24 protein-coding genes and 1 pseudogene are annotated in these 24,794 nt (G+C 59.8%); 15 read left to right on the top strand and 10 right to left on the bottom strand.

Annotation, left to right across the window (positions count from 1 at the left end; genetic code table 11):
• Positions 1-58: 58 nt before the first annotated feature.
• On the bottom strand, positions 59-349 hold the full coding sequence (locus BXE_RS41205; RefSeq protein WP_011494077.1) for an antibiotic biosynthesis monooxygenase family protein: 291 nt from the start codon (positions 347-349) through the stop codon (positions 59-61).
• Between the two features lie 275 nt (positions 350-624).
• Here BXE_RS41205 and BXE_RS41200 point away from each other — a divergent pair, with 275 nt between their 5' ends.
• Both BXE_RS41200 and ribB read left to right on the top strand, forming a co-directional pair.
• A complete protein-coding gene (locus tag BXE_RS41200; RefSeq protein ID WP_148223113.1) occupies positions 625-1,830 on the top strand; it encodes an LLM class flavin-dependent oxidoreductase in 1,206 nt (401 codons plus the stop codon).
• A gap of 134 nt (positions 1,831-1,964) precedes the next feature.
• Positions 1,965-2,642 carry a 3,4-dihydroxy-2-butanone-4-phosphate synthase gene (ribB, locus tag BXE_RS41195; protein WP_011494074.1) on the top strand — a complete coding sequence of 226 codons (678 nt, stop codon included), beginning with the start codon at positions 1,965-1,967 and terminating at the stop codon, positions 2,640-2,642.
• Between the two features lie 142 nt (positions 2,643-2,784).
• Here the strand turns inward: ribB and BXE_RS41190 are convergent, their stop codons facing one another.
• Together BXE_RS41190 and BXE_RS41185 are read right to left on the bottom strand one after the other, a co-directional pair.
• The gene (locus BXE_RS41190) at positions 2,785-3,903 is read right to left on the bottom strand and encodes an NAD(P)/FAD-dependent oxidoreductase (protein WP_011494073.1); all 1,119 of its coding nucleotides are present in this window, start codon (positions 3,901-3,903) and stop codon (positions 2,785-2,787) included.
• Positions 3,904-3,952: 49 nt separating this feature from the next.
• Positions 3,953-4,411 carry a flavin reductase family protein gene (locus BXE_RS41185; RefSeq protein WP_063719393.1) on the bottom strand — a complete coding sequence of 153 codons (459 nt, stop codon included), beginning with the start codon at positions 4,409-4,411 and terminating at the stop codon, positions 3,953-3,955.
• Positions 4,412-4,852: 441 nt separating this feature from the next.
• Between BXE_RS41185 and BXE_RS41180 the strand changes: the two genes are divergently transcribed.
• The 3 genes from BXE_RS41180 (at position 4,853) to BXE_RS41170 (ending at position 8,170) form a co-directional block, all read left to right on the top strand.
• On the top strand, positions 4,853-6,007 hold the full coding sequence (locus tag BXE_RS41180; protein ID WP_158340953.1) for an ABC transporter substrate-binding protein: 1,155 nt from the start codon (positions 4,853-4,855) through the stop codon (positions 6,005-6,007).
• 70 nt (positions 6,008-6,077) lie between these two features.
• Positions 6,078-7,160 carry an aldo/keto reductase gene (locus BXE_RS41175; protein WP_011494070.1) on the top strand — a complete coding sequence of 361 codons (1,083 nt, stop codon included), beginning with the start codon at positions 6,078-6,080 and terminating at the stop codon, positions 7,158-7,160.
• The gene (locus tag BXE_RS41170; RefSeq protein ID WP_011494069.1) at positions 7,157-8,170 is read left to right on the top strand and encodes an amidohydrolase family protein; all 1,014 of its coding nucleotides are present in this window, start codon (positions 7,157-7,159) and stop codon (positions 8,168-8,170) included. The genes BXE_RS41175 and BXE_RS41170 overlap by 4 nt, the downstream gene beginning before the upstream one ends.
• An 8-nt stretch (positions 8,171-8,178) precedes the next feature.
• Here the strand turns inward: BXE_RS41170 and BXE_RS41165 are convergent, their stop codons facing one another.
• From BXE_RS41165 to BXE_RS41150, 4 genes are all read right to left on the bottom strand, one after another.
• Positions 8,179-9,795, bottom strand: coding sequence for a GMC family oxidoreductase (locus BXE_RS41165; protein ID WP_011494068.1), 1,617 nt, complete (start codon positions 9,793-9,795; stop codon positions 8,179-8,181).
• Positions 9,796-9,878: 83 nt separating this feature from the next.
• The gene (locus tag BXE_RS41160; RefSeq protein WP_011494067.1) at positions 9,879-11,111 is read right to left on the bottom strand and encodes a cytochrome P450; all 1,233 of its coding nucleotides are present in this window, start codon (positions 11,109-11,111) and stop codon (positions 9,879-9,881) included.
• Between the two features lie 71 nt (positions 11,112-11,182).
• The gene (locus BXE_RS41155) at positions 11,183-11,428 is read right to left on the bottom strand and encodes a ferredoxin (RefSeq protein WP_011494066.1); all 246 of its coding nucleotides are present in this window, start codon (positions 11,426-11,428) and stop codon (positions 11,183-11,185) included.
• 60 nt (positions 11,429-11,488) lie between these two features.
• Positions 11,489-12,364, bottom strand: coding sequence for a cupin domain-containing protein (locus tag BXE_RS41150; protein ID WP_011494065.1), 876 nt, complete (start codon positions 12,362-12,364; stop codon positions 11,489-11,491).
• 306 nt (positions 12,365-12,670) lie between these two features.
• Here BXE_RS41150 and BXE_RS41145 point away from each other — a divergent pair, with 306 nt between their 5' ends.
• From BXE_RS41145 to BXE_RS46230, 9 genes and pseudogenes are all read left to right on the top strand, one after another.
• Complete coding sequence (locus BXE_RS41145; protein WP_011494064.1) at positions 12,671-13,153, top strand: aromatic-ring-hydroxylating dioxygenase subunit beta; 483 nt, start codon at positions 12,671-12,673, stop codon at positions 13,151-13,153.
• A gap of 29 nt (positions 13,154-13,182) precedes the next feature.
• Complete coding sequence (locus BXE_RS41140) at positions 13,183-14,427, top strand: aromatic ring-hydroxylating dioxygenase subunit alpha (protein ID WP_011494063.1); 1,245 nt, start codon at positions 13,183-13,185, stop codon at positions 14,425-14,427.
• 107 nt (positions 14,428-14,534) lie between these two features.
• The gene (locus BXE_RS41135) at positions 14,535-14,867 is read left to right on the top strand and encodes a non-heme iron oxygenase ferredoxin subunit (RefSeq protein ID WP_040123487.1); all 333 of its coding nucleotides are present in this window, start codon (positions 14,535-14,537) and stop codon (positions 14,865-14,867) included.
• A 43-nt stretch (positions 14,868-14,910) separates the two neighbouring features.
• Entirely contained in the window at positions 14,911-15,693 is a 783-nt protein-coding gene (locus BXE_RS43590; protein WP_158340954.1) for a cupin domain-containing protein, read from the top strand.
• A 143-nt stretch (positions 15,694-15,836) separates the two neighbouring features.
• On the top strand, positions 15,837-16,604 hold the full coding sequence (locus BXE_RS41125) for an ABC transporter ATP-binding protein (RefSeq protein ID WP_011494060.1): 768 nt from the start codon (positions 15,837-15,839) through the stop codon (positions 16,602-16,604).
• Positions 16,597-17,319: an ABC transporter ATP-binding protein gene (locus BXE_RS41120; RefSeq protein ID WP_011494059.1), complete on the top strand. Its 723-nt coding sequence runs from the start codon at positions 16,597-16,599 to the stop codon at positions 17,317-17,319. Before BXE_RS41125 ends, BXE_RS41120 begins: the two co-directional genes overlap by 8 nt.
• 8 nt (positions 17,320-17,327) lie before the next feature.
• On the top strand, positions 17,328-19,298 hold the full coding sequence (locus tag BXE_RS41115; protein ID WP_011494058.1) for an ABC transporter permease: 1,971 nt from the start codon (positions 17,328-17,330) through the stop codon (positions 19,296-19,298).
• A gap of 231 nt (positions 19,299-19,529) precedes the next feature.
• A complete protein-coding gene (locus BXE_RS41110; RefSeq protein WP_011494057.1) occupies positions 19,530-20,648 on the top strand; it encodes a porin in 1,119 nt (372 codons plus the stop codon).
• 177 nt (positions 20,649-20,825) lie between these two features.
• Positions 20,826-21,071 (top strand): annotated as a pseudogene (locus tag BXE_RS46230) (IS3 family transposase); the annotation flags it as partial.
• Between the two features lie 32 nt (positions 21,072-21,103).
• Here the strand turns inward: BXE_RS46230 and BXE_RS47670 are convergent.
• From BXE_RS47670 to BXE_RS41095, 3 genes are read right to left on the bottom strand one after another with little or no spacing between them, the layout of a single operon-like run.
• A complete protein-coding gene (locus BXE_RS47670) occupies positions 21,104-22,015 on the bottom strand; it encodes a MarR family transcriptional regulator (protein ID WP_011494056.1) in 912 nt (303 codons plus the stop codon).
• Complete coding sequence (locus BXE_RS41100; RefSeq protein ID WP_011494055.1) at positions 22,012-22,260, bottom strand: AbrB/MazE/SpoVT family DNA-binding domain-containing protein; 249 nt, start codon at positions 22,258-22,260, stop codon at positions 22,012-22,014. Before BXE_RS41100 ends, BXE_RS47670 begins: the two co-directional genes overlap by 4 nt.
• Positions 22,261-22,268: 8 nt before the next feature.
• The gene (locus tag BXE_RS41095; protein WP_011494054.1) at positions 22,269-23,675 is read right to left on the bottom strand and encodes an MFS transporter; all 1,407 of its coding nucleotides are present in this window, start codon (positions 23,673-23,675) and stop codon (positions 22,269-22,271) included.
• Between the two features lie 274 nt (positions 23,676-23,949).
• On the opposite strand from BXE_RS41095, the gene BXE_RS41090 reads away from it, so the two are divergent.
• Positions 23,950-24,768: a sulfurtransferase gene (locus BXE_RS41090; RefSeq protein ID WP_011494053.1), complete on the top strand. Its 819-nt coding sequence runs from the start codon at positions 23,950-23,952 to the stop codon at positions 24,766-24,768.
• Positions 24,769-24,794: the final 26 nt, after the last annotated feature.

The raw sequence follows: 24,794 nt of genomic DNA, 5'->3' as shown, positions 1-24,794 counted from the left end.
CCGAGCTCATTGTTGGCCGTGCTGGGCGATGTCGTGGTTTGACATCGAATACCGTGCGTCACCATTGTCTTTTGATTTCCGACACGTGAACCGTCAGCCGGTTGTCGAAATAGCGTTCGCACGCGGGCACGATGATCTCGTTGTACACCTCGCTCTGCTCGTACTCACGCAGCGATTCCAGATCGTCCCAAAGGGTGATCGAATGGGCACCATCGGGATCGTTCGAATCCTGCGCCAGCCATCGGCCCCGTAGTCCCTTGATCGGCGAGCAGACCGCCGTTGCGTAGGCCGTTTCGAACTCCGCCCATTCTCCGGGGCGAATCTTGCCCCAGCCGATTTTCATATACATGCAGATCTCCGGATACATTAAAAGTCGAGAGAAAGCCGATCGGATGATCGCCGAAGGGTATTTCGCAGAAAATTAGAGCGCTGCGGGATCCAATACGCAAACGAATTAAATTGATGGAGTGAACGCAATTTTCGCATGCGCGCCCCCTTGCATGTTGCCATCAAAAAATGGCATGAAGCGTACTACTGACTATGGGCGACACAGGCGGGTGCTGCAGATTAGACTAACTGCGAGCAATCGGATCCTGAAGCGTAACGAACAAACCGCCGCAGTGCGTGCGCGGGTCCGTACACGGCTCCATTTGCAGCGAGCCTCGCCCGCTATTCATATCCATAACCAACCTAAATGGAAGGCCTGCTATGCATGTAGGATATTCACCGATTTTTCAGAACCTCGGTAATGAACTCTCTGATCGAGAAGTCTATACCCAGGAATTGCGTTTGGCCGAACTGGCCGAGCCGCTGGGTTTCGAATCGATCTGGCAGTCGGAACACCATTTCACCGATTACGAAATGACGCCCGATGTAATGCAGTTCCTGAGCTACATGGCGGGCAGGACGCGCAACGCACGGCTCGGCTCGATGGTGGTCGTGCTGCCATGGCATAACCCGTTACGCGTAGCCGAGAATGTCTCGCAGCTCGATCATTATTCGAACGGCCGGCTCGTGCTGGGCATCGGGCGCGGCCTCGGCGCATACGAAATGGACGGCTGGAAGGTGGATATGAACGATACGCGTGGCCTGTTTAACGAGAGCGCGGAGGCTCTGCTCACCGCACTGCGGAACGGCCATATGGAGTTCGACGGCGACTACGTCAAGCAGCCGCGGCGCGACATCCGCCCGGCGCCGTTCCAGTCGTTTCTCGGCCGAACCTACGGAGCCGGTCATTCGCCGGAATCGATGCCCGTAATGGCGAGGCTGGGCGTGGGGGTGATCGTTTTCCCGTTCAAGGAGTGGGAAGGCGTGCGTGCCAACTTGAACACGTACAAGGAAGTATGGCAGGAGCTGCGTCCCGGCACGTTACCGCCCAAGCCGGTCACGGTCGGCTTCTGCGTGATCGACGAGGACGCGGGCCGCGCGGAGGAAAACGCGATGAAGTATATCGGCAACCACTACAAGGGCGTATTGAAGAACTATGATTTTGGTGGCAAGCATTTTGCCAATCTCAAGGGCTACGAACACTATGCGCAGAACGCGTCGGATTTCGAGGACGTGCCAGAGTCGAAGATTCGCGAGTTCGTCGATCTGATGCCCTACGGAACGCCGGAGCAGGTGATCGAAAAGATCCGCGAAGTCGACTCGTTTCTCGACCTGAGCGCGATCATCACGCACTTCCGTTTCGGGGGGATGCCGTTCGACCAGGCGGAAAAGGGAATGCGTCTGTTCGCCGGGAAAGTCCTTCCGGTAATCAAGAAATGGGATAAAGGGCCCTTTGCCGAGATTAACCGTGCGCTGGACATCCATTCGGCTGCTTCGAGGTAACAACGGCTCGTAGCGACGGCGCCGCGCCACGTTTGACCGGCGCGAGCTAACGCGTAGGAGAGGAGACCTCCGTGCGCTGCCTGGCGCGGCGGCGCCGCTAACATCATGGTCGAGCACGCAAGGTGAGAATATCCATGTCTAATCTCTTTGCATTGTCCAGCCAACAGACTCACCGAAGTCTGACTGGACGGGTACAACGGGCGCTGAGCGCGATGCGCGACGGGCGTCCGGTCGTCGTGGTCGATGATCTGGACCGCGAGGACGAAGCGGATCTGGTAATTGCCGCCGAACGGATCACAGTTGAATCGATGGCGCTGATGATTCGCGAATGTAGCGGAATCGTGTGCCTTTGCCTGACCGGCGAGACCCTGCAAAGGCTGCAATTGCCGCCGATGGTGGAGCGCAACGAAAGCCGCCACGGCACAGCGTTCACGGTTTCGATAGAAGCGAAGGTGGGGGTGACCACCGGCGTATCTGCGGCAGACCGCGTGACGACGGTTCGTGCGGCGATTGCCGATCACGCGCGAGCGGAAGATCTGGCGCGCCCTGGACACATCTTTCCGTTAATGGCGCGGCCTAATGGCGTGCTTGAGCGAAGGGGCCACACTGAAGGGGCGGTTGACCTGGCCCGCATGGCCGGCCTGAAGCCTGCGGCCGTATTATGCGAACTGATGAACGAGGACGGCACGATGGCGCGCGGCGCGCAGATTGTGCGTTTCGCAGCGATTCACCGGCTGCCGGTCATCTCGATCGCGGATATTGCCGCGTATCGATGCGCGCAAGAACTGGCTGTGTCTGCGACAGCTGTGTAGTCAACCGGAACGCGTGCACGCGGGGCGCGTACCTCCGGCTCGCGATTCCTTGCCGCGGCGGGCCGGTCCGCGGCTCCCCGCGCCGTGTTGTGCGAGTCCGCTGCGAGTCTGCTACATGATACGTAAGCGTGCCGCTTCGCCCTCAGGCTTTCAGCAGATCCTGCAACGATTGAGAAGGATCAGCGAGTCTGTCCGGACTCACGCTGATACCTCGCTCGATCAGCCGTTTGCCGGCGCGAATGTCCTTCATGCTGTTCGCGGCGATCATTGCGCTTATCCTGTCGCTGGACAGAAAGAACAGTGAAAAGCGGTCGCTCGCGACGTCACCGCGGACCACCACCTCATCTTCTGGCCGCGCAAAGCCGAGGAACTGCAGATTGACATCGTACTGATTCGACCAGAACCACGGAATCTCGCTATAGGGGGTGTACTTGCCAAGCATCGAGCGGGCCGTTGCGATCGCCTGGTTCTGTGCGTTGGCCCAGGACTCGATCCGTTGACCATTGAGAGCGGCCACATCGCCCACCGCGAAGATATCGGCATCGGAGGTCGTGCCATATTCGTCCACCACGATGCCGTTGGCGACCTCGAGTCCGGCGTCCTCCGCCAGCTCAGTGTTCGGCACGATGCCGATACCGACGATGATCGTATCGTGTGCGGCGACGTCAGGGGTCGCGTTACAGGCGATCGTCACGCCATTGCGGTGATGAAGTCCATGCAGATACTCCGACAGCATCGGCGGCACTACGCGGCTGCACAGCCGAGCGGCTGCCTCGACAACCGTGACTGAGCAGCCGAAGCGGCGTGCAGCCGCGGCGGCTTCGAGCCCGATCCATCCGCCGCCGATCACCAGTACGCTGCCGCCCCGCAGCAGCGCAGCGCGTAAGGCCAGTGCGTCATCGATCGTGCGCAGATAATGTGCACCCGGCATGTCGAGCCTGCGCACCCGGCCCCCGGTGGCGATGCACAGCCGGTCGTACGCGATGGTGCCGCCATCGGCAAGGCGAAGCTGGCGTGCCGAGCGGTCGATCGAGCGAACCCGCGTGTTGAGCCGCAGTTCCGCATCGAGGCCCGCAGGCCATAGATAGCAGTGTTCGGGCGGCACGTCGCCTAGCAGCACTTCTTTCGATAGCGGCGGACGCTGATAAGGCGGATGCGCTTCTTCTCCGACCAGTGTGATCTGGCCTGTGAACCCTTCATCGCGCAACGCCCTGGCAACCCAGCCGCCCGCCTGTCCAGCACCGACAATTACGATTCGCACTTTCTGGTTTCTCCCTGGTCTGGTATCCACATCGGCGTTCGTCACAGCGCTACCACGGGCGTACCTTGGTGTAACTGCGATCGGAATAGAGCAGCGGCAGTTCCATCGTTCCCAGTTCGATTGCACGCGGCAAGCAGATCAGCACGGTGTGCGTTTCGTAGATAAACGACCTGGCGATCGTGCAGTCTAACGCCGCTGCGGCGCCCCGCAATGCCGGCGCCCCGGTTGCCAGCGTGTACCAGTCCGCGTCTTCGAAGCGCCGCTCGCCGGAGTGTCCGAGTGCGCCCGACAGGCGCTTCGCCGTTTCGTGCTGCTGCTCGGTGAGGATATTGATGCACAGGCATTGGGACGCGAGGATTGCATCATGGGCGGACGCTGAGCGGTTGACACAGGCGATCAGCGACGGCGGCTCGGCAGTCAGCGAACTCACGGCGGTTGCTGTCATCGCCCAGCGTCTGCCTTCATGGCATGTTGTCAATGCGCACACGGTGGCTGCGAGGCGACGCATTGCCGTCTTGAACAGATCGGGCGACGCGTGGATACAGGCGTCGGGAGCTGCCGGTTGACGCGTTAGTGCGCTCATAGGACGGGTTGTTCTCAAGAATCGGATAAGAAACTGGGCGCGCACAAAAAGATGTGCGTATGGCTACGATCGAGCGTAACTGAATTGTCGCCACGCAAAGGTTGCTTAGCGATCCACAGCAGATTCGTTTCTCGAATGACGACCCCGGAACCTCTGCGGCCTCCCATGAGCGGCGAAATCGAATCGACCGTGCTGCGGAATCGAACAGTCTGCCGGTTGCACTCGTGCACACTGAGGATCGCTGCGCTGCACGGCAACGCAGCGATGCAAAAGACCGAAATCGCCCGAAGCAGAGTGCGATCGTTCAATCCTGGAGGAGACATGGTTAGAGGTTATCTGTTGTCGGTTCTATTCTCGGCGTTTGCGATGGCAAACGCGTCCGCGCAGTCGACTGGCCAGGTGACGCTGGGCGTGCTAACCGACATGTCGAGCGTGTACGCCGATTCGGCTGGCAAGGGATCGGTTGCGGCGGTTCAGCTGGCAATCGAAGATGTCGGCGGCAAGGCTCTGGGACAGCCGGTCAAGCTGGTCTCGGCCGATTACCAGATGAAGACCGATGTCGCACTGTCGATTGCGCGCGAGTGGTTTGACCGCGACGGTGTCGACGCGATCTTCGATGTGGTCAATTCCGGCACCGCACTGGCGATCAACAACCTGGTCAAGGATAAAAAGAAGCTCGCGTTTATCACCGCCGCCGCCGCCGATCAGATTGGAGGCACCGAATGCAATGGCTATGGAATCGGTTTTCTCTACAATTTCACGTCGATCGTGAAAACCGTGGTTCAGGCTCAACTGGCGAAGGGATACAAGACCTGGTTCCTGATGTTGCCGGACGCCGCCTATGGCGATCTGATGAACGCCGCGATCCGGCGCGAACTCACGGCGGGTGGTGGCCAGATCGTCGGATCGGTCCGGTTCCCGTTTGAAACCCAGGATTTTTCATCTTATCTGCTGCAGGCAAAGGCATCCGGGGCACAGTTGATCGTATCCACTTCCGGTGGGGCGGCCAATATCAACATCATGAAGCAGGCGCGCGAGTTTGGCCTGCCGAGCAAGACGCAGAAGGTCGGCGGAATGATCGACATCCTTACCGATGTGAAGTCGGCCGGCCTGCGCGTGATGCAGGGTCAGGAGTACGCGACGTCGTTCTACTGGAACATGGACGACCGTACCCGTGCCTTCGCGAAACGTTTCTACGCGAAGATGGGCAAGATGCCGACCAATAATCAGGCAGGGGGTTACTCGGCGGCGCTGCAATATTTGAAGGCGGTCAATGCGATCGGTTCGAAGGATCCGCAGAAGGTCTTTGCCTACTTGAAGACAATCAAATTTGACGACGCGGTCACGCGTCACGGCACGCTGCGTCCGGGTGGCCGCCTGGTGCGTGACATGTATCTGGTGAGAGCGAAGAAGCCCGAAGACCAGAAGGGCGATTGGGACTACTACGACGTGGTCGCGACAATCGGGCCCGAGCAGGCATTCGGACCCCTGTCCGAAAGCAGGTGCGCGATGGACAAGTAAGACAGCAGGCTACGGTGCGGACCGCGATCTCGCGGCTCGCGCAGACAAGTCATCTTTGGGAGATCCGTCAATGCAGCATGTGCTTTTTGGCCGCGCCGGCTTGCGTGTTTCCGAATTGTGCCTGGGCAGCATGATATTCGGCGACCCGCGCGAACTCGGTGCTTCGAGCGACGACAGCAAGGCCGTCTTCGACCGGTTCGCCGAGGCTGGCGGCACTTTTATCGATACCGCCGATCATTACGCGGATGGCGAGTCCGAGCGGCTGGTCGGGCAGTTCGTCGGCGCGGACCGCGATCACTTTGTGATTTCGACCAAATGGTCGGTGGCTCGCAACGGGGGCGTCGTCTGTTCCGGCAACAGCCGGCGCAACATGGTTCGTGCGGTCGAAGCGAGTCTGCGCCGTCTGCGCACCGACCGGATCGACCTCTACTCGCTGCACGTGTGGGACTTCACGACCCCCTGGGACGAGGTGATGCGAGGGCTGGACGATCTGGTGCGGGCCGGCAAGATCGTTTATGCCGCCGTGTCCGACACCCCGGCGTGGGAGATTAGCCGGGCCAGCATGATGGCCGAATTGCGCGGCTGGTCGCCATTCGTCGGCGTGCAGATCGAATACAGCCTGGGTGAGCGTACGGCTGAACGGGATCTGTTGCCGATGGCGGCCGAACTCGGGCTGGGCGTCACCGCATGGTCGCCGCTGGCGGGTGGAGCGCTCAGCGGCAAGTATCGCGGCGCGAACGGCGCGGCGCAGCGCGGACGCAGGGATGCAGCAGCACTTCCCGCGAGACTGCTCAACATCGCCGACGAAGTTTGCGCGATCGCACAGGAGGTCGGTGCGAGCCCGGCGCAGATTGCGCTGGCGTGGGTCCGCGCCCGGACGCATGGCAGCCCGGTGGTGCCGATCATTGGCGCGCGTAACGTGACGCAACTGGAAGACAATCTCGGGTGTCTGCAATTGCGGCTCGAACCCGCGATGCAGGAACGCCTCGATGCAGTCAGCTGCATCGAACTGGGATTCCCGCACGATTTCCTGCGCACCGACTACGTGCGGCGGCTGGTGCATGGCGGCGAGGAGGGCAGCTTGCGCCCGCGCAAGCCGTTACCCCATCCGGTCGCTGAAATAGCGATGTCTTCAGGCGTCACCAAAAAATGACGGACGCATTGACGTCGGACGTCCGGCTCAACCACGCCGAGCCGGTCATCGAGCCGGAAAGAGCGATCTGCGATGCGCACCACCATTTATGGAACGTCGAAGGCAATCGCTATCTTTTGCCCGATCTGCTCAGTGATCTCGGCACCGGGCATCGGATAACCAGCACGGTCTACGTCGAGTGGCGCTCGCACTACCGGACTGTTGGGCCAGTCCGGTTGCGCTCGCTGGGGGAAACGGAGTTTGCCGCGGCCGCGGCAAACGCGGCGGCGACCGGCCCGAGCAGCGCCTGTGCCGCGATCGTCGGCTATGTTGACCTGTCGCTCGGTGCGGCGGCAGAACCCGTGCTTGCCGCCCATCTCGAAGCTGCCGGCGGACGCCTGCGCGGAATACGCAACGTCGCGTCATGGGATCCGGATCGCGACGTGATGGGCGGCCCGCCGGTCTGTGCCCCTCATCTGTATGCCGACAGGCGCTTCCGGCAAGGGTTTGCGTTGCTCGAGCGTTTCGGATTGGGCTTCGACGCGATGCTGTTCCAGACTCAGCTCGACGATGTGATTGGCCTCGCTGATGCATTCAGGTATCAGCCGATCGTCGTCAACCATGTCGGTGGCACTCTGGGTATCGGCCCGTATGCCGGGCGGCGCGACGAACTGTTTCAGGCGTGGCGGGCTTCGATCGGGGAACTGGCGCGACGCCCGAACGTGTGGATCAAGCTCGGTGGACTGGGCATGAGGCGTTCGGGCTTTCGCTTTCATGGGCAGACGCCGCAACCCGGCTCGCTGGAAGTGGCCCACGCATGGCGGCCGTGGATCGATACCTGCATCGAAGCTTTCGGCGCAGCGCGATGCATGTTCGAAAGCAATTTCCCAGTCGACAAGGCGTCGTGTAGCTACGTCGTGCTATGGAACACATTCAAGCGCCTCGCCGCAGGCGCATCAGAGACTGAAAAAAGCGATCTGTTTCTCGGCAGCGCGTCGCGTTTCTACCGACTCGACGTGCCGCCGCGTTGATCATCCCGCTACCGCTCGCCTTGCAGGATCAGGTCCGCAGCGCGCCACGCAAGCGCCATCACCGGACCGTTGGTGTTGCCGGAAATCGGCGTGGGGATCACAGAGCAGTCGACCACCCGTAAATTCTCGACACCCCGTACGCGCAGCCTCCCGTCGACCACCGACGCTGCGTCGCCGCCCATCCGGCAAGTTCCGACCGCGTGGTTGGCGGTGCTACCGAAACGCGTATAGGCGGCAAGTAGTGCGTCGTCGTCGTCGCTGGTCGCCGGCCCGGGCATTACCTCATCGCCGACATACGACTTTAGTGCTGGTGCATGGACGATCCGCCGCATGAAGCGCACGACCCGGATCGCAGCCTGCCGGTCATTCTCCGTGTCGAGCCAGTTCGGCCGGATCACTGCCGGCGCGTCGGGATCCGCGCTGCTGATCGCGACGCTGCCCCGGCTTTCGGGCTTCATGAAATAGGCAAAGCAGGTCAGGCCTGGCAGCTTGCCGGTCTGCACGCGCGCCGCGACGCTTTTCAGGCCGCCCATTTCGAAGCTTAGACCGCCAAGGAAAAACTGGATATCGGCACGCTCCAGTTCAGGCGACGAGCGCGCGAAGCCGCCGATGGGAAAGGTGCTGTAACTCAGTACGCCGTTGCGCCGCACATAGTATTTCAGCGCGTTCTTCGCGAGCCGCCAGCCCCGGTACTCGCGGTTTTCTCCGGCCGTACCGACGAGCCGGTTCACTACCGTCATGCTCAGGTGTTCCAGCATGTTGCGGCCCACGTCGGCACGATCTGCGACTATTGGCACCCCTGCGGCGCGCAGCACGTCGCCCGGCCCGACCCCGGACAACTGCAGGATTTGTGGCGACTTCAAGGTGCCGGCCGACAGGATGATTTCGCCGCGGCTACGAAATTCCTTGCGTGCGTCGCCGATGCGGGCGGCAATGCCGACTGCGCGAAGCCCGTCGAACAGCACGCGATCGACATGGACGCCTTTTAGCACGGTCAGATTGGGCCGCTTCAGTGCCGGCCGCAGATGCGCGTCGGCCGCACTCCAGCGCCGGTTTTTCCACATGTTGACCGGATAGTAGCCGATGCCGGCCTGATCACCCTGGTTCAAGTCCTCCTTGCGCGGCAATCCAATCTGCTCGCCAGCCTGCAAAAACGCTTCGTTTAGCGGCGGATGTTCATGGTACGGCAGCGTTACGTGCAACGGGCCGCCGACACCGCGCAATGGCGTTTCGCCGAGTTCGTGATCCTCCATTTTCCTGAAGCAGGGCGCGATGTCCTTCCAGCCCCAGCCTTTGGCGCCCAGCGTCTCCCACTCGTCATAGTCTTCGGGTTGCCCGCGGATGTAGAACATCCCGTTGATCGAACTGGTGCCGCCGATCACCCGGCCGCGTGGCCAGAATTCGCCTTGCGCACGGCCGAGCGTCGGCTCAGTGGGCAGGCGCCATGAGTACTTTGGATGCATGCGCAGTTTCGCGATGCCTTTGGGAATGCCGATGTATGGATGTCGGTCGCCGGCGCCGGCCTCGACCAGCAACACCTTGTTCGACGGGGACTCCGACAGGCGATTCGCCAGCACGCAGCCGGCCGAGCCTGCGCCTACGATGATGTAGTCGTACTCGATCATGCATCAGTCTCCAGGACAGTCTGTTTTTTGTCGTCGCGAAGATCGGTGAGGTGAGCCGGTGCGACTGCCGGCTCGCGGGTTTTTCACCAGGTGACCGGCAGCGCATGTAGCCCGTACACGTACATCTCGCGCTTGAACGGAAGTTCTTCAAGCGGTACTGCAAGGCGCAGCCTGGGCAGACGCCGGAATAGCGCCTCGAAGCAAACCTGCAACTCGAGCCGTGCCAGCGGCTGGCCGAGGCACATATGCAAACCGTAGGAGAACGCGACGTGCTCCTGCGAGTTGGGCCGTTCGATGTCGAACCGGTCCGGTGCGGGGAATGCCGCCGGGTCGCGATTGGCTGCCATGATCAGCGCATAGGCGCCTTCGCCCTCGCGGATCAGTGTGCCGCCGACTTCGACATCGGCGGTCGCGACCCGGCACGAGTTGTAGTGCGAAATCGTATGGAAACGCAGCATCTCCTCGATCGCGTTTTTCAACAAGCCAGGGTTGTTCTCCAGCAAAGCCCGCTGCCTCGGATCGAGCAGGAAACTGAGCGTGCCGAGCGCGATCTGGTTGGCAGTCGTTTCGTGGCCCGCGAAATAGAGCAGGTTGACCATATGGATGGCCTCCAGACGGGACAAGTGGCCTGGCTTGATCTGCTCGATCACGAGGCGGCTCAGCATGTCGGCGCCGTCGCCGGGATCCCGCTCCTTGCGCTGCAGAAGCCCGTCGAAGTATGCCAGCATGTTGTCGGCAGCTGACTCCGACACCGTGGGGTTCTGCTCGAGGTCGAGTCGCTGGCCGCTCCACTTGACGAGATCCTCGTGGTCTTCGTATGGCACGCCGACCAGCATGGAGACCACCGTTACCGGCAGCTTGAGGGCCAGTGCCGAAACCAGGTCGCCTGGCGAGCCCCGGGCCAGCATCTCGTCGATCAGGCGGTTCACATACGCCGCGATCTGCGGGCGCAATTCCTCCATCCGCTTCTGCGTGAAGTCGCGGGTCAGCATCCGGCGGAAGCGGGTATGGTCCGGCGGATCCATCGTGATGAACGTCTGGTAGCTCTTTACCGTAGCCGCGCGCGCCGGCGTCAGGAACGGATAGCCCGGCTTCGAAGGCACCACGCTGAAATGCGGGCTGGACAGCACGGCCTTGACGTCCTCCATTCGGGTAAAAATCCACGCGTAACGTCCATCCCACATCTGGACACGGGTAACGGGCTGGCCGTCGCGGTAGCGTGCATATTCAGCAGGCGGATGCAGCGGGCTGCCGGTACGGGCAAACGGAAATGTCGACGTCGTTTGCGGGCGAACGTCGTTGATCGCAGAAGTCATGGTTTTCCTCACGAGCTGCGTTAAGGCGCTTCATAACGTGGCCAGGCCTCGAAAGGAGGCCTGGCGGTCTGTCACTCCCTGATTTCAATCGCCATCACCGGACATCGGCGCGCGGCGTTGAGCACGGCGGCCTTGCGCTCAGGCGACGGATTGCTGACGAGCAGGACCACCATCCCGTCGTCGTCGTCCTGTGCGAATACATCGGCTGCTTCCTCGACGCAATACCCTGCGCCGATGCATTTTTCCGGATGGATAGTGACTACCACTGAAGGCGCGGGTGCGCCTGCTGGAACCTCGACTATGTCGTTCGCCGGCACGGCTGTCTCCTTCTCGATGAATATTGACGATCGCTGCTGCTTAAACTGCGGCTGCGCGGGTCAGGCGTTTTTCACGCGTGCATCGCCGTGGGCGTCGATCTCGACTTCAATGACTGGAACACCTTCGCGCGGCGGCCACCCTGGGTCTTCGGCGAAATAGGTGCTCTTCCTGCCGGGTGGCAGCTTTCCGCCGATCGACAGGAACACCGTCTCCGAAAGGCCGTAGTTCGTATATGCGTACGGGGTGCCGGCAGGAATCAGCAGCAGATCGAAGCGCTTGAGCGGCCACACACCACCGCCGGCGGCGAACTCGACTTCAGCGGAAATGCCCATAAACATCATGTCACGCGCTGGCGCATGCCACGGCGTGGTTTGCCCGGGTGGCATCCGTACCGTATGGCCGCGCAGCATTTCAGGCCGGATCAGCGGGCCGGAGCCGCGGTGGTATCCCCACTGCTCGGCGAGCGGCAAGGTCCAGCGGAAGTCTCGCCGGTATTGTTCCCAGACCATGTGCTGAATCTCGCCGCGGGGTTCGGGAACGGCTCCGTCGCCGCGAGCAAAGGTTCCGAACACCACGCCGTTTGGCAGCCCGACATTGGCCATGCTAAAGGCCGTGCCTGCTGGGATGGCGAGCAGATCGAGTGGCTTGAGCACATGGATGTTCGCGCCGATCGTAACCTCGATATCGCCCTCCAGGGCGAGCAGTACCAGGTCACCCGGTTCCTTGCGCACTTCGCTGCGTTGGCCCGGAGGTAGCACGATAAGACGCCCGAAGAAATCCGGACCATCGAAGTCGGGGTATTCGATCCGGTGCAGTTCCCGCCCTTCGCTATGAGCCGTGCGCCACTGGAACCCGCGTCGGTAATTCTCCCAGGTGATATACGACGCATGGCCGGGACTCAATTCCGGGTTGGTCAGTCTGTTGCGCTGATTCAAGATCACATCTCCTGTTGTTTCGTTATCGACGGATGGCCGACTGCATCCTGCAGTGAGTGACGGCCATGCCAGCCTGGTCCAACGGACATTCTGTTTTTAGCATGGGTGCCCGTGTCAAAAGGCTGCACATTGAACACCGGTGCATTCACAAATCCGATAACGGATTCATACCGTCCTGGTCCGCGCGGCAGAATCGCCGATGCATAAAAAAAACGACTTACCTGTGCGACTGCAAGCAACGGAGCGCCGATGCGCGGGGTATAGGATGAAGCCCGGTATCAATCAATTTCTGGGGACATCTGGATCATGCAAACACGAGAGAACGACGATTTGATGCGGGAGTTGCGCGATTTCTATGAGGATTACAGCACGTGCCTGGATAGCAATGATTTTGAGCGCTGGCCCTCGTTTTTCCTGGACGACGCACGGTACCGGATCATTTCTCGCGAGGACTTCACCCGCGGACTTCCGCTTGGCGCGATGACCTGTGAAGGCGTCGGCATGATCCACGACCGTGTCACCGCGCTGGTGAAGGTACTGGTCTACGAGCCGCGCGTCTGGCGCCGCTTTGTCAGTTCGATCCAGTTGTTGTCGAGTAAGGGCGGGGTAATCGAATCACGCGCCAATTTCCTGCTGTACGAATCGCTGATGGATCGGGAGCCACGCGTCAACATGCTCGGTCAGTACGTCGACACGCTCGTCCACGCCAATGGCTCTTTCAAGATCAAGTCGCGCGATTGCGTCTACGATAATTACCGTATCCATACCACGCTCTATGCACCGGCTTGATACGGTGCGGCTTACTGAGGAGATTGAAAATGCCGGTTAACGTAACTGAGCGGAAGTGGCCTGAAGAAGGTGTAATCCGGATTCCGAATTTTATCTACCACGATGAAGAGGTGTTTCGCCGGGAACTTGAGACGTTCCATTATGGAAACAGCTGGAACTATGTCGGTCTCGAATGCGAGTTGCCTGCGGCAGGGTCGTTCAAACGCAGCTGGATTGGACCGCGCAGTGTGCTGGTCACGCGCGACGAGCAAGGTGAGATCCACGTCGTCGAAAACCGGTGCGCGCACCGCGAATCGCAGTTCACGTGGAAGGAGTGCGGCAAGTTCGACTCCAATCTCATGATCTGCCCGTACCACAACTGGACGTTCGATCTGGCGGGTAATCTTAAGACCATGCCGTACTTTCGCGGCATCAACGGCAACCCTGGAATGCCGGCCAGTTTCGACCGCGGCGAGCATGGCCTGAAAAAGCTCAGGGTGACGACACGAGGCGGCACGATCTGGGCGACCTATTCAGAGCAGACCCCGGATTTCGCCACATTCGTCGGTCCAGAAATCCTCCAATGGTTCGACCGGATTTTCAATGGCAAAAAGCTGAAGCTGCTGGGTATCGCCCGGCAGATCGTGCCCAGCAACTGGAAGTTCTACACCGACAACACGCACGACGGTTACCACGCCGCGTTCCTGCATACGTTCATTCCGAAGTTCGGATTGTGGCGTCCGGATGGCGATTATCATGCGATCCCGACCGAGCGCGGCCGGCACATCCTGTACACGACCAGATACTCGAAGGAGTTGCGGGAGACGCGCAACGAAGCGACCGAGCAGCTCGCGAAGATGCAGAACGACTACGACCTGGTCGACAAGCGCGTGATCAGCCAGTACCTGGACGAGTACGGCGACAACACAAACACGGCCTACCAGATTTTTCCGACTGTGGTGGTTCAGCAGTTCTTCAGCAGCCTGGTGGTGCGCCACATCATTCCGAAGACTGCGACGACACACGAGTTGTCATGGAATTTCTTCGGTTACGAGGAAGACGACGAGCAGATGGTGAATGCGCGTGTCAGGCACAGCAACCTCGTGGGCCCGTCAGGATTCATCTCGGCCGAGGACACCGAAATCATCTCGACGCTGCAGCCGATCGTCGAGGAATTCGGCGGCAATCATGTGATCGAGATGGGCGGGCATGGCGTCGAAGCAGGGCACACGATGATCACCGAGTCGCCGCTGCGTGCGTTCTACGAGTTCTATCGCCGGGAAATGCAGTTGTAATCGACCGGCATCGAGCGAAGCTGCGTCGCGCATACGGCGCGCAGCGAACCGCGCACCGGCGGCTGCGGATCGCCGGCGCGCCGTTAGTCAACACCGTGGAATTTTCAATGGAAAAAAACCTCTGGAAGAAGGCCATCGCCGCTGGCGAGATCGGTTTGGGCGAAATGCGCAGCGTGGAAATCGGGGGTGTGAATGTCGCGATCTACAACGTCGAAGGGCGGTTCTACGCAACCAGCAATATCTGTACTCACGAGGTCGCTTTCCTGACCGAGGGCTGGCTGGAAGGGAAGGTGATCGAGTGCCCGCTCCATGCGGGGCAGTTCGACGTCACCACGGGAAAGGGGCTTTGCGCGCCGATCAATTGCGACCTGCAAACTTATGCCGTCCGGATCGTTGATCAGGATATTCAGGTCTGTCTTGATGCGGTCACGTTCGATTAACCGATAAATGACACGGAGCAGATAAATGACAGCGAGCAGTTGCATGAGACCGATTCCAATGACGCTGCAAGTCGTACAGACCGGTCGGCTGGATGAATTCGGCAGGCAGCCCGAGCGAGTTGCCAGTCGTGAGCTCGGCCTCTATGAGGCGACTTCCGGTGTGTTTTCCGCGAGGCGTGTCAAAACCGGACGGCAATGGGGGATCAGCGAAATCTTCAGCAATCGCGACGCACGCTTCACGTGCATTTATGTGCTCGACGGCTACGCGGTGCTGCGGCTGAGCGACAGGCTGGTCACGCTGCACAGGCATGACTCGATTTGTCAGGTGCCGTTTTCGGCTACCAGTATCGCCGAAGTGTCGCTGGATTTCGAGTTCGTCGAGATCCAGGTGCTCGACACTCCGCTTGCGTCAGAGGTATTGCCGGGGCCGGGTGAATCCCGCGAATTGGTCTCATTCGATACGCCTGATGCGCATGTCAGAGGCGCCGGGCCACGAGCTTTCTTCGACTACCGGAACCTGGGTCTGGCCGACATCACGGGCCGCCGCATCGAGGTGCAGGTCATCCGTGCGCAACAGGCGCGGGAAGGCGGCACGGGCTGGCATTCCCATACGATGGCCCAGTTGAGTTACGGCCTGTCGGGATGGGCTCTGCTCGACATCGAAGGGGTGAAGGAGCCGGTGCGCCAGCAACCCGGTGACGCGATTTGCATTCCTGCCGGATGCGGACATAACGCGGGCTCCTTTTCGAGCGACTACTGGGCGCTGCAATTGCAGATTCCCGTCGACTACGACACCACACCGATGGATACACCGGTGAGGCGCTGAACGATCGACACTGCAAACCCGCCGTAGAGCGGGCCGCGCGAATAACCGTTCGCGCAAATTGGTCTGGAGACACTTATGAACAAGCGCTTCAATATGCGAAGCCTGCGGACAGTGCTCGTGCATGCCAGATGGGCGGGGCAGAGATGAGCCAGTTGCCGAACTCGCACTACATCCTTGAAACGCGCAACCTGGTTAAGTCTTTCGGGAGCTTCGTCGCGGTCAACGGATTGAGTCTTCGCGTTCGACCAGGGACGATTCATTCATTGATCGGTCCGAATGGCGCGGGTAAGACCACCGCGTTCAACCTGCTCACCAGATTCCTCCAGCCGACGTCCGGCCAGATCTTCTACAAAGGGCAGGACATTACCCATTTCGGATCGGCGCGTATTGCCCAACACGGGATGGTGCGTTCGTTTCAGATCTCGGCGGTCTTTGCCCACATGAGCGCTCACGAGAATGTACTGGTCGCACTGCAGCGAAAGAAACGCTGTGTCTACAAATTCTGGTTATCGGAATCCATCCTCAAGCCGCTTCATGAACACGCGGACAGACTTCTAGATTCGGTCGGTCTGCTGGCCGACCGCGGAACGCTGGCCGGCCAGCTTTCTTATGGCCGTCGGCGTGCACTCGAGATCGCGACCACGCTGGCGCTCGAACCCGAGGTCATGCTGCTCGACGAGCCGACCGCGGGGATGGGGCACGAGGACGTGGGGCGGATCGCAGACCTGATCAAGTCGGCATCGGCGGGCCGAACCACACTGATGGTCGAACACAACTTATCCGTGGTTGCCGACCTGTCGGATTCGATCACGGTACTTAGCCGCGGGCAGATCGTTGCTGAAGGATCGTATGCCGAAGTGTCGGGGAATCCCGACGTAATGAGCATCTACCTGGGGACCACCGATGTCTGATGCCGCGAAACAGCCCGGCGTGCTACTGGCCGTACGCGACCTTAACGCCTGGTACGATGATAGCCAGGCGCTTCATGGGATGGCGTTCAACGTGCGCGAAGCGGAGGTGACGTCGATCCTGGGTCGCAACGGCGCGGGAAAATCGACCACGCTGAAGGCGATCATGGGAATCATCCGCAAGAAGTCAGGATCAATCCGCTTCAATGGGCAGGAGTTGATCGATAAACGCGTGTTCGATGTCGCGCGGCACGGGATTGCGTTTTGCCCGGAGGAGCGCGGGATCTTTTCCAGCCTGACGGTGGAGGAGAACCTGGGCTTGCCGCCCGTCATCCGTGCTGGCGGAATGCCGGTTGCGGAAATCCATGCGCTTTTCCCCAACCTGATCGAACGCCGCAAAGCGCAGGGAACCCAGTTGTCGGGTGGTGAGCAGCAGATGCTCGCGATCGGACGAATTCTGCATACCGGGGCACGGCTGCTACTACTTGACGAGCCGACTGAAGGTCTGGCGCCGGTGATCGTCAAGCGGATCGGCGAAATCATTCGAACCCTGAAGCGGCGAGGCTTCACGATCGTGCTGGTTGAACAGAACTTCAATTTTGCGGCGACGGTTGCGGACCACGCGTATTTCGTCGAAAACGGTCGTGTGATCGATCAATTCACGCGCGACGAACTGCACGCCTGCCGCGAAAAAATCCACAACTACCTTGGCGTATGAGGGCAGTGATGAACGCTGATTTTATTGGTGCGATTGCCGGCCAATTGCTGATCGGGCTGGTCAATGGCTCGTTTTATGCGCTGATGAGCCTTGGGGTCGCGGTGATCTTCGGAATGCTGAGGATCGCCAATTTTGTGCACGGCGCGCAGTTCATGCTGGGCGCGTTCCTCGGCTGGTTCCTGTTAGGCTTGCCGACGCTGTTCCCGGGTTTGGGACTGCCTTCGGTCGGTTACTGGCCGGCCCTCGTGATCGTTCCGCTCGCCATCGGTGCGGTGGGCGTTCTGACCGAAAAGCTGTTCATCAGCAGGGCGTACAAGCTCGATCCGTCGTACGGCGTGCTGCTGACGCTCGGCCTGTCGCTTGTTATTGAAGGCATCTTTCATGTTGGGTTTGGCTCGTCCGGCAAGCCTTATGACGTGCCGCTGGAGTTGGCAAACGGTTGGGACCTCGGGTTCCTGTATTTGCCGTTTTACCGGGCATGGGTGCTGGCGGCTTCGATGCTGATCTGCTTCGGCACCTGGTATCTGATCGAGCGCACGCGCCTTGGGGCTTATCTACGCGCGGCCACCGAGAACCCAGTCGTGGTGGAATCGTTCGGCATCAACGTGCCGCGGATGCTAACGTTGACGTATGGGCTTGGCGTCGGACTGGCAGGGTTGGCCGGACTCATGGCGGCGCCGATCTACCAGGTCAGTCCGCAGATGGGCCAGAATATTATTATTGTGGTATTCGCGATCGTCGTAATCGGCGGGATGGGATCGATCTTCGGCGCCATCTTTAGTGGTTTTGCGCTTGGTTTGATCGAAGCACTAACGAAGGTTTTTTATCCGCAAGCATCGAGCACCGTGATTTTCGTGATCATGGCGATTGTCCTGGTGGTGCGGCCTCAAGGGCTGTTCGGCGTTTTCAGCGAATCGACACATACGGCCGTACCAGGTACCGCCAGTACGGATTCCAGCCGGCTCGGCACGCATCGGGAATGGCTATATCTGCTGTTCCTCGGTGGGTTCGGTATCGTGGCGCCTCACTTCGTATACCCGACTTTCCTGATGGAAATCCTGTGCTTTGCGCTGTTCGCCTGCGCTTACAACCTGATATTCGGCTATGTCGGGCTGGTGGCTTTCGGTCATGCGGCTTTCTTCGGTGCGGCAATCTATGTTGCCGCCCAGACCGCGAAGTTCTGGGGCATTTCGCCGGAACTCGCCATCCTGCTTGGCACGCTGGCGTCCACGATGCTCGGACTGGTCGTCGGTGCGATAGCGATCCGGCGCCGGGGTTTGTACTTCGCGATGATTACGCTGGCGCTCGCACAACTGGTCTACTTTTATGGTGTGCAGGCGTCTTGGACCAAGGGCGAAGACGGTCTGCAAGATGTGCCGCGCGGCAAGTTGTTCGGGCTATTCAGCCTTCATCAGGATGCGGTGCTCTACTATTTCGTGCTCGCGGTGTTCCTGACAGGTTTCGCGGTAGTTCACCGAGCGGTTCGCTCTCCGTTTGGAAAAGTATTGAGAGCAATTCGCGACAATGAGCAGCGAGCGGTCTCGCTCGGCTACGACACCGACCGGCTCAAGCTGATCGCCTTCACCATATCCGCTGGTTTGTCGGGCCTCGCTGGCGGCACGATGGCAATCGTCTTTCAGGTTGCAACACTCAATAACCTGTTTTTTACGACTTCCGCGGAGGTCTTGCTGATTGTCCTGATCGGAGGAGCCGGGACGATTCTGGGACCAGTGGTCGGAGCTGTCATCGTGGTCTCGATGGGGCATTACCTGGCCAGTACAGGCTCCTGGGTGCTGATCATCCAGGGTGTGACATTCGTGCTGTGCGTGCTCACGTTACGCAAGGGCGTGGTCGGTACATGGCTCGATTTCTTCGAACGCAGGCGCTACCGGCGCAGTCGCCCGGCGGCGCGGGCAACCACGGTCGGCGTGACACGGTTGTCAGCTCCGGATGCTGTTTCTCCGGATGGATCGAATTAATTGTGTCAAGCATCGAGCGTTATAAGCGGTCGCCACGCAGTCGACACGTAGCGTGCGGGAAGTATCGGCACATCCGCTTCGGGCAGCGAATCCGATGCGTTGCCGGTTCAGACTGATACGAAGAACATTAGCGTCGGTTGTCAAGCATGCATCGAAATATGATGCTGGAAAGGCCGACGTTGATTGAATCTCTGTAGCTTTAAATATGAATAACGATTTGGAGACAATTTCATGATCAGAAAATTTGCATTACTAATGTTATTCCTGTCTTTCTGCACTGTCTGTCGAGCACAGTCCTCTGTGACCCTATACGGTATCCTGGACCAGTTCGTAGCCTATGAGCACACAAGCAGCGGTAAGTCGCTGGTGGCCTTGGGGGACGGCGCACTCGCTCGCAGCAGAATCGGGTTCAAGGGAGTTGAGGATATCGGTGGCGGCTATCAAATTATCTTTCAACTGGAAAGTGGGTTCAACGCCGATAGCGGCGCATTGGCAGACAGCAGCCGGCTCTTTGATCGGCAGGCATGGGTCGGCATCAACACGCCGGTTGGGCAATTTCGCGTCGGCCGACAGAACTCGGCGGCATTTAATAGTTCTCCGGAAATTGACTGGTCATCTCGCGCGATGCTGACCTCTATTGTGAACAATTTCGGTCTTCCGGGGCGCTACGACGATGACATTGTGTACAAGTCACCACGTGTTTATGACTTTCAGATTGAGGCGCACTATGCAATGCCCGGTATCGCGGGAGGTGGGTTGAATCGCGGTGCCGTTTATCAAATCTGGGTCGACTGGGCGCACGGGCCATATCAGGCTGCCTACGTAGGAACCGTCGCGGTCCCGCTAGCCAGTGCAATCTATAAAGAGGTGGTTCAATATCATCAATTTACTGCCAACTATGACTATGGCAGAGGCAAGTTCTACTTTGCCTACATTCACAGCAACAATGCGACATCGAGTGCCAGTGGGAATGACGCAGTGGGAATCTTGAGCGCGATTAGTGTTCCGAACAATTATGTTCTCGGGACCACCCCCGATGTCCAGCGATTTTATAACGTGTTTCAGGTATCCGTAGATTATCGAATCTCTCCCGCTTTTACCATTGGTGCTCTCATCGGTATGATTCGTGACCAAAGCGGTCAAGGGAATGACGTGTATGGGGGAAATGTCGGATTCATCTATAGTGTTTCAAAGCGAACCAGCTTCTACGGTTCAGCGGGATTAATGAAAAACGAAAACAATGCTGGATTCCGGTTTAGTGGTTCCGGAGCTCCACCCAATTTCACCGGATCGGACATTAATGGAAGGAACCTGATCGGCTTGCAGTTGGGTATTTTGCATCTATTTTGATGAAACGATTCGCTTTGTCGGACCGTGGCCCTGTTGCTGGATGGTCTGCCGGGCGCGAGCGAATCCGTCATGGATGATATGGCGAGAGACGCCTGCGGCCCGGCTCATCTGAATACATAGAGGTGTCGAAACGGCGGTACACGGGCGAATTCAGGTTGAGGTCATCCGGCTTGCCGAATCAGTCGGGCCGGATATTGCCAGTGGCATATCCATGGGCCGAGCCAGCGAGCGCCGGCCAACACAGGACTCGATACGAGGGTGGCGGCGCTTCATCGCGCCAGTCGCGCCAGCTACGGCCGTCCTCGTATCGCGCGGCAATTGTGCACCCACGGCCAGCTGGCGAGTGCCGAACGCGTGCGTCGTAGTCTGCAGCGCCTGGGGCTGCCTCCAGTCTCCCAACGTCCCTGGCGGGTCGCCACGGATTTAGCGCGCACCTGATGGAGAAGTCGGAGGCATCAAAGTGGGCGTAACGGTGCACGAGCCCTTGAGTCGAGTCTTTCGTTCAGTCTGCCGAGCAATTCAGTCAATTGCGCATATTCGCGAGGTGCCAGCGCAGACGCCAGTTGTTTATAGGCGAGTTCAAGGAACGGATCAGCACGATCGAGCAGCTCATTTCCATCAGCGGTCAGTTGTAGTGATACCCCGCGGCGGTGATCAGCCGCCGCTCTGGTTATCAAGCTTCGGGTTTGTAATCCGCGCACAAGGTGCGAAGTCGTCACCTTGTCGAAGCCGATCGCTCGTGCAAGGGTAGCCTGATCGATACCCGGATGAGCATTGACGACGGTAAGCACCGAAAGTTGCCCCCCCGTGAGTCCAACGCCCGCGCACGCGTTTTCAAAAATGCCAACGGCGATCTGATTCGCCCGGCGTAACATGAAGCCGGGGCGGGCATAGAGCAGGGCGAGCCTCTGCTTTGCATCTCGTGGCTTGTTGCGCAGAGCGGCGCTTGTGTTCCTCTCCGTCTTGACACTATCTCCAAACGGGTTGCGGACGGTTAGCTTCTCGCCTATCGTCTGGCCATCCGACAAGCGCGCCGAGTACCAGTACGTGCAGCCGGCGGCGAGTGCGCCCAGGGCCAGCGTGCTTTGTGTCAAGCTCAGACTGTGTGCCTCTGCCAGTGCGATCGCGCCGTTAAGGTCCTCGTGTGTGGGGACGGTCCGGCAATGTGTACGGATGGTTGCGAGGATCTCGCGGATTGTTGGCCAGCCCAACTGCGCCTCGCTGCGCAATCCCTGCGCGAGCTCCTCCAGTACCTGCGTGGTGACGACAACGCCTTGCGCGATGACGTTCTCGGCCTGGTCGGCACGAGCGGAGTCGTCGCCGAACAGCAACCGGAGCACGCTGGCGTCAGCGAAGTTGCGGGTCATGACGAAGCGCCTTCGGTCGTTGAACTGCCGGCAAGCAGTCCCCGGAACTGGCGGAGTAGTTTCAGCGGCGCCGGCGGATCGATTGTGCAGTCGACCTCAAAACGACCCCGGTCGTTCATGCCGATCTCGACCTCCTGGCCTTCGCGTAAGGCGAGCGCCTCGATCGTGCTCTCCGGCAACGTGAGCAGCAGATAGTTGCCTTGCCGAATGATGCGAACTTTTTCCTTCCGGTGCCTTGCTTGCATTCTCTTGTCTATCCGTTACGCGCAATGTGGCCACTCATCTTAAGTCCCGCGTGAGCGCTAAGGCGGAAGCAGAAGGGCACGCTGGCCATCGCGATAAGTCCTACCACGACGAATGCGTGGGAAAAATCGAGTGCGTCCGGCTTCGCGCGCAACCCGAGATGCGCGGATAGACCTACGATGACGACCGCCAGCGAAATACCGAGCAGCACCGCAAGCTGCTGTGCGGCGGTGTTGAGCGTGGTCGCCGCGCTGACCTTCTGTGTTGGAAGATCAGCATAGGCAATTGCCGCCAGTGCGTTGAACTGCACTGACCTCGAGAAACCGCCGGCCGACACGGCGAGCGCGATCAGGAGAATACCCCAATCCGAGCGAAAAGCTGCGCACAGCACGAGGGCAGTCGAGCACAGGATGCCATTGAGGATTAAAAGGTTACGAAAGCCGAAACGACGTAATAAGCCTGTTGTTTGTGTTTTCGTCACAAGCGCGATCGCGCCGCTCGCGAGGAGTACCCCTCCGCTTTCTATCGCGCTATAGCCCAGGCCGATCTGCAGCATGAGCGGCAACAGGAATGGCACTGCGCCGTAGCCGATCCGCACGATGCTTCCGGCCCAGAACGATGTATGGAATGTCTCGAAGCGTAAAAGCGAAAAGTCGAGTAGCGGGGTCGCGCTGCGCCGCGCGAAAAATAGATAAAGTCCTGTCGAAACCCCCAGCAATGTCGCGAGCGCGGCAGACAACTGCCAACGCACGTCCGTATGATGCGCCAGCTCTAGCAGGGCGACGAGCGCGGCGAGCGCCAGCGATAGGAACGTCCATTCCCGCCAGTCGAACGAAGGTTTCTCGTCGTCAATAATCTGCGGCACGATGCGCTCGGCCAGCATGCAGCCGGCAAGACCGATGGGTATGTTAAGAAAGAAGATCCATCGCCATGAGGCGAACGTCGCAATGACGCCCCCGAGTGGCGGCCCTAGCAAGGGCCCGAGCATGGCCGGTGTAATCATCCAGGCGAGCGCAGGGACCAGCATCTCCCGTGGCGTGGTACGTACTATCGCGATGCGCCCGACCGGGACCATCAGCGCTCCACTGAACCCCTGCACTGCGCGCGCGGCGATCAGCACCGCAAGATTGCTCGCGATGCCGCACGCCGCGGAACTCAGCACGAAGACCAGCAGCGAGAGTCGCAACGTGCTGCGCGTTCCCATTCTTCCGGCTAGCAGGCCGCTTAACGGAATGAAGATCACGCTGCATAGCAGGTAGACCGTCATGCTCAGGTCGAGGCTCAAAGGTCCGACGCCGAGCGCCTTGGCCATTTGAGGCACAGCAGGCGCAATGATCGTGGAGTCGAGCTGCTCCATGAAGAAAGCGCTGCCGACTAGCAGCGATAGCGGACGAAAATCCGTTTTAGCGTCGAGCATGAAATAAGCTTGAGGTTTGCACACTAACTAAAGATGACAGGTCCCTGGCCGTAGACATCGGGAGATGTGCGAGCACGGTCGTACATCAGTTTGACGCCTATTTTAATGAATCTAAATGCAGATTATCACTATGCTAACAAGTATTCGAGATTTGCCGTCTGACGGTTTTCCAATACGATTTCGCCAAACGAACTTCCCCCGGATTACCAACTCATGGTTTGTGCACTAACCTGATGTGCGCCAATGAGATTGCGGTCTTCTCCTTACATCTGACATGACAATCCTTTCATTAGTCGAAATTTCAGATCTGCCGCGCCTGCTGCAGCACGCAGTGATTCTGGACGTGCGTTCACACGACGCTTACTGGCAGGGCCACCTCAAAGGCGCGCTGCGGGTCGAACCTTCTCTTGCCGCGCTGCCTAAGACCGACCGTGCGTCGGTACAACAGTACGACAGCCGGCTCCAGTGGCTACTCTCGACGCTTGGCGTCCAGACCGGCTCGACTGTGCTGATCTACGGCGAGACCCTTGACGGCGGCGTGGCACGCGTTGCGTGGGCACTGGATTACGCCGGGCTCGCGCGGGTCACGGTATTCAACGGCCCGTTTGAAGCTTTGCGAGGAGTGGAGCTGGAAACGATCGGGCCCCAGACGACGGCGGTGAACCTGACGCTGAACCCGCGGCGTCACCTTCTCGCCACCGCCTCCGGTCTTTCCGCGAATCTTGCGGACGCCACCACGCGGGTTCTCGATGCGCGTGAACTCGACGACTATCGCGGCACGCGTGCCAACCCGGCGCGACGTGGCCATATTCCCGGCGCGTTGCATTGGGACAACCGTCAGGAAGTGTCCGCAGACGGCCGCATCGACACGCCCACTGTGCTCGCGGCCCGCTTTGGCGCGTTGGGCCTTGAGCCCGGTCAGCCCATTGCGACGTATTGCGGCAGCGGTCCTCGCGCATCGCGCACATGGCTCGCGCTGCGCCATGCGGGCTATACGAACGTCAGCGTCTATCAGGCCTCGTGGGGCGAGTGGGGCGCAAGCGCCGAACTGCCCGTCGAAGTCGATGGTGAACGCGCCCCCGCAGTCGAATAACAACATCATCCAGACGGAGCCTCCGA

This window comes from Paraburkholderia xenovorans LB400 (assembly GCF_000013645.1).
Classification (GTDB): Bacteria; Pseudomonadota; Gammaproteobacteria; order Burkholderiales; family Burkholderiaceae; genus Paraburkholderia; species Paraburkholderia xenovorans.
The sequence above is the reverse complement of the archived record's forward strand: the minus strand, read 5'-3'. Positions and strand labels throughout refer to the sequence as shown.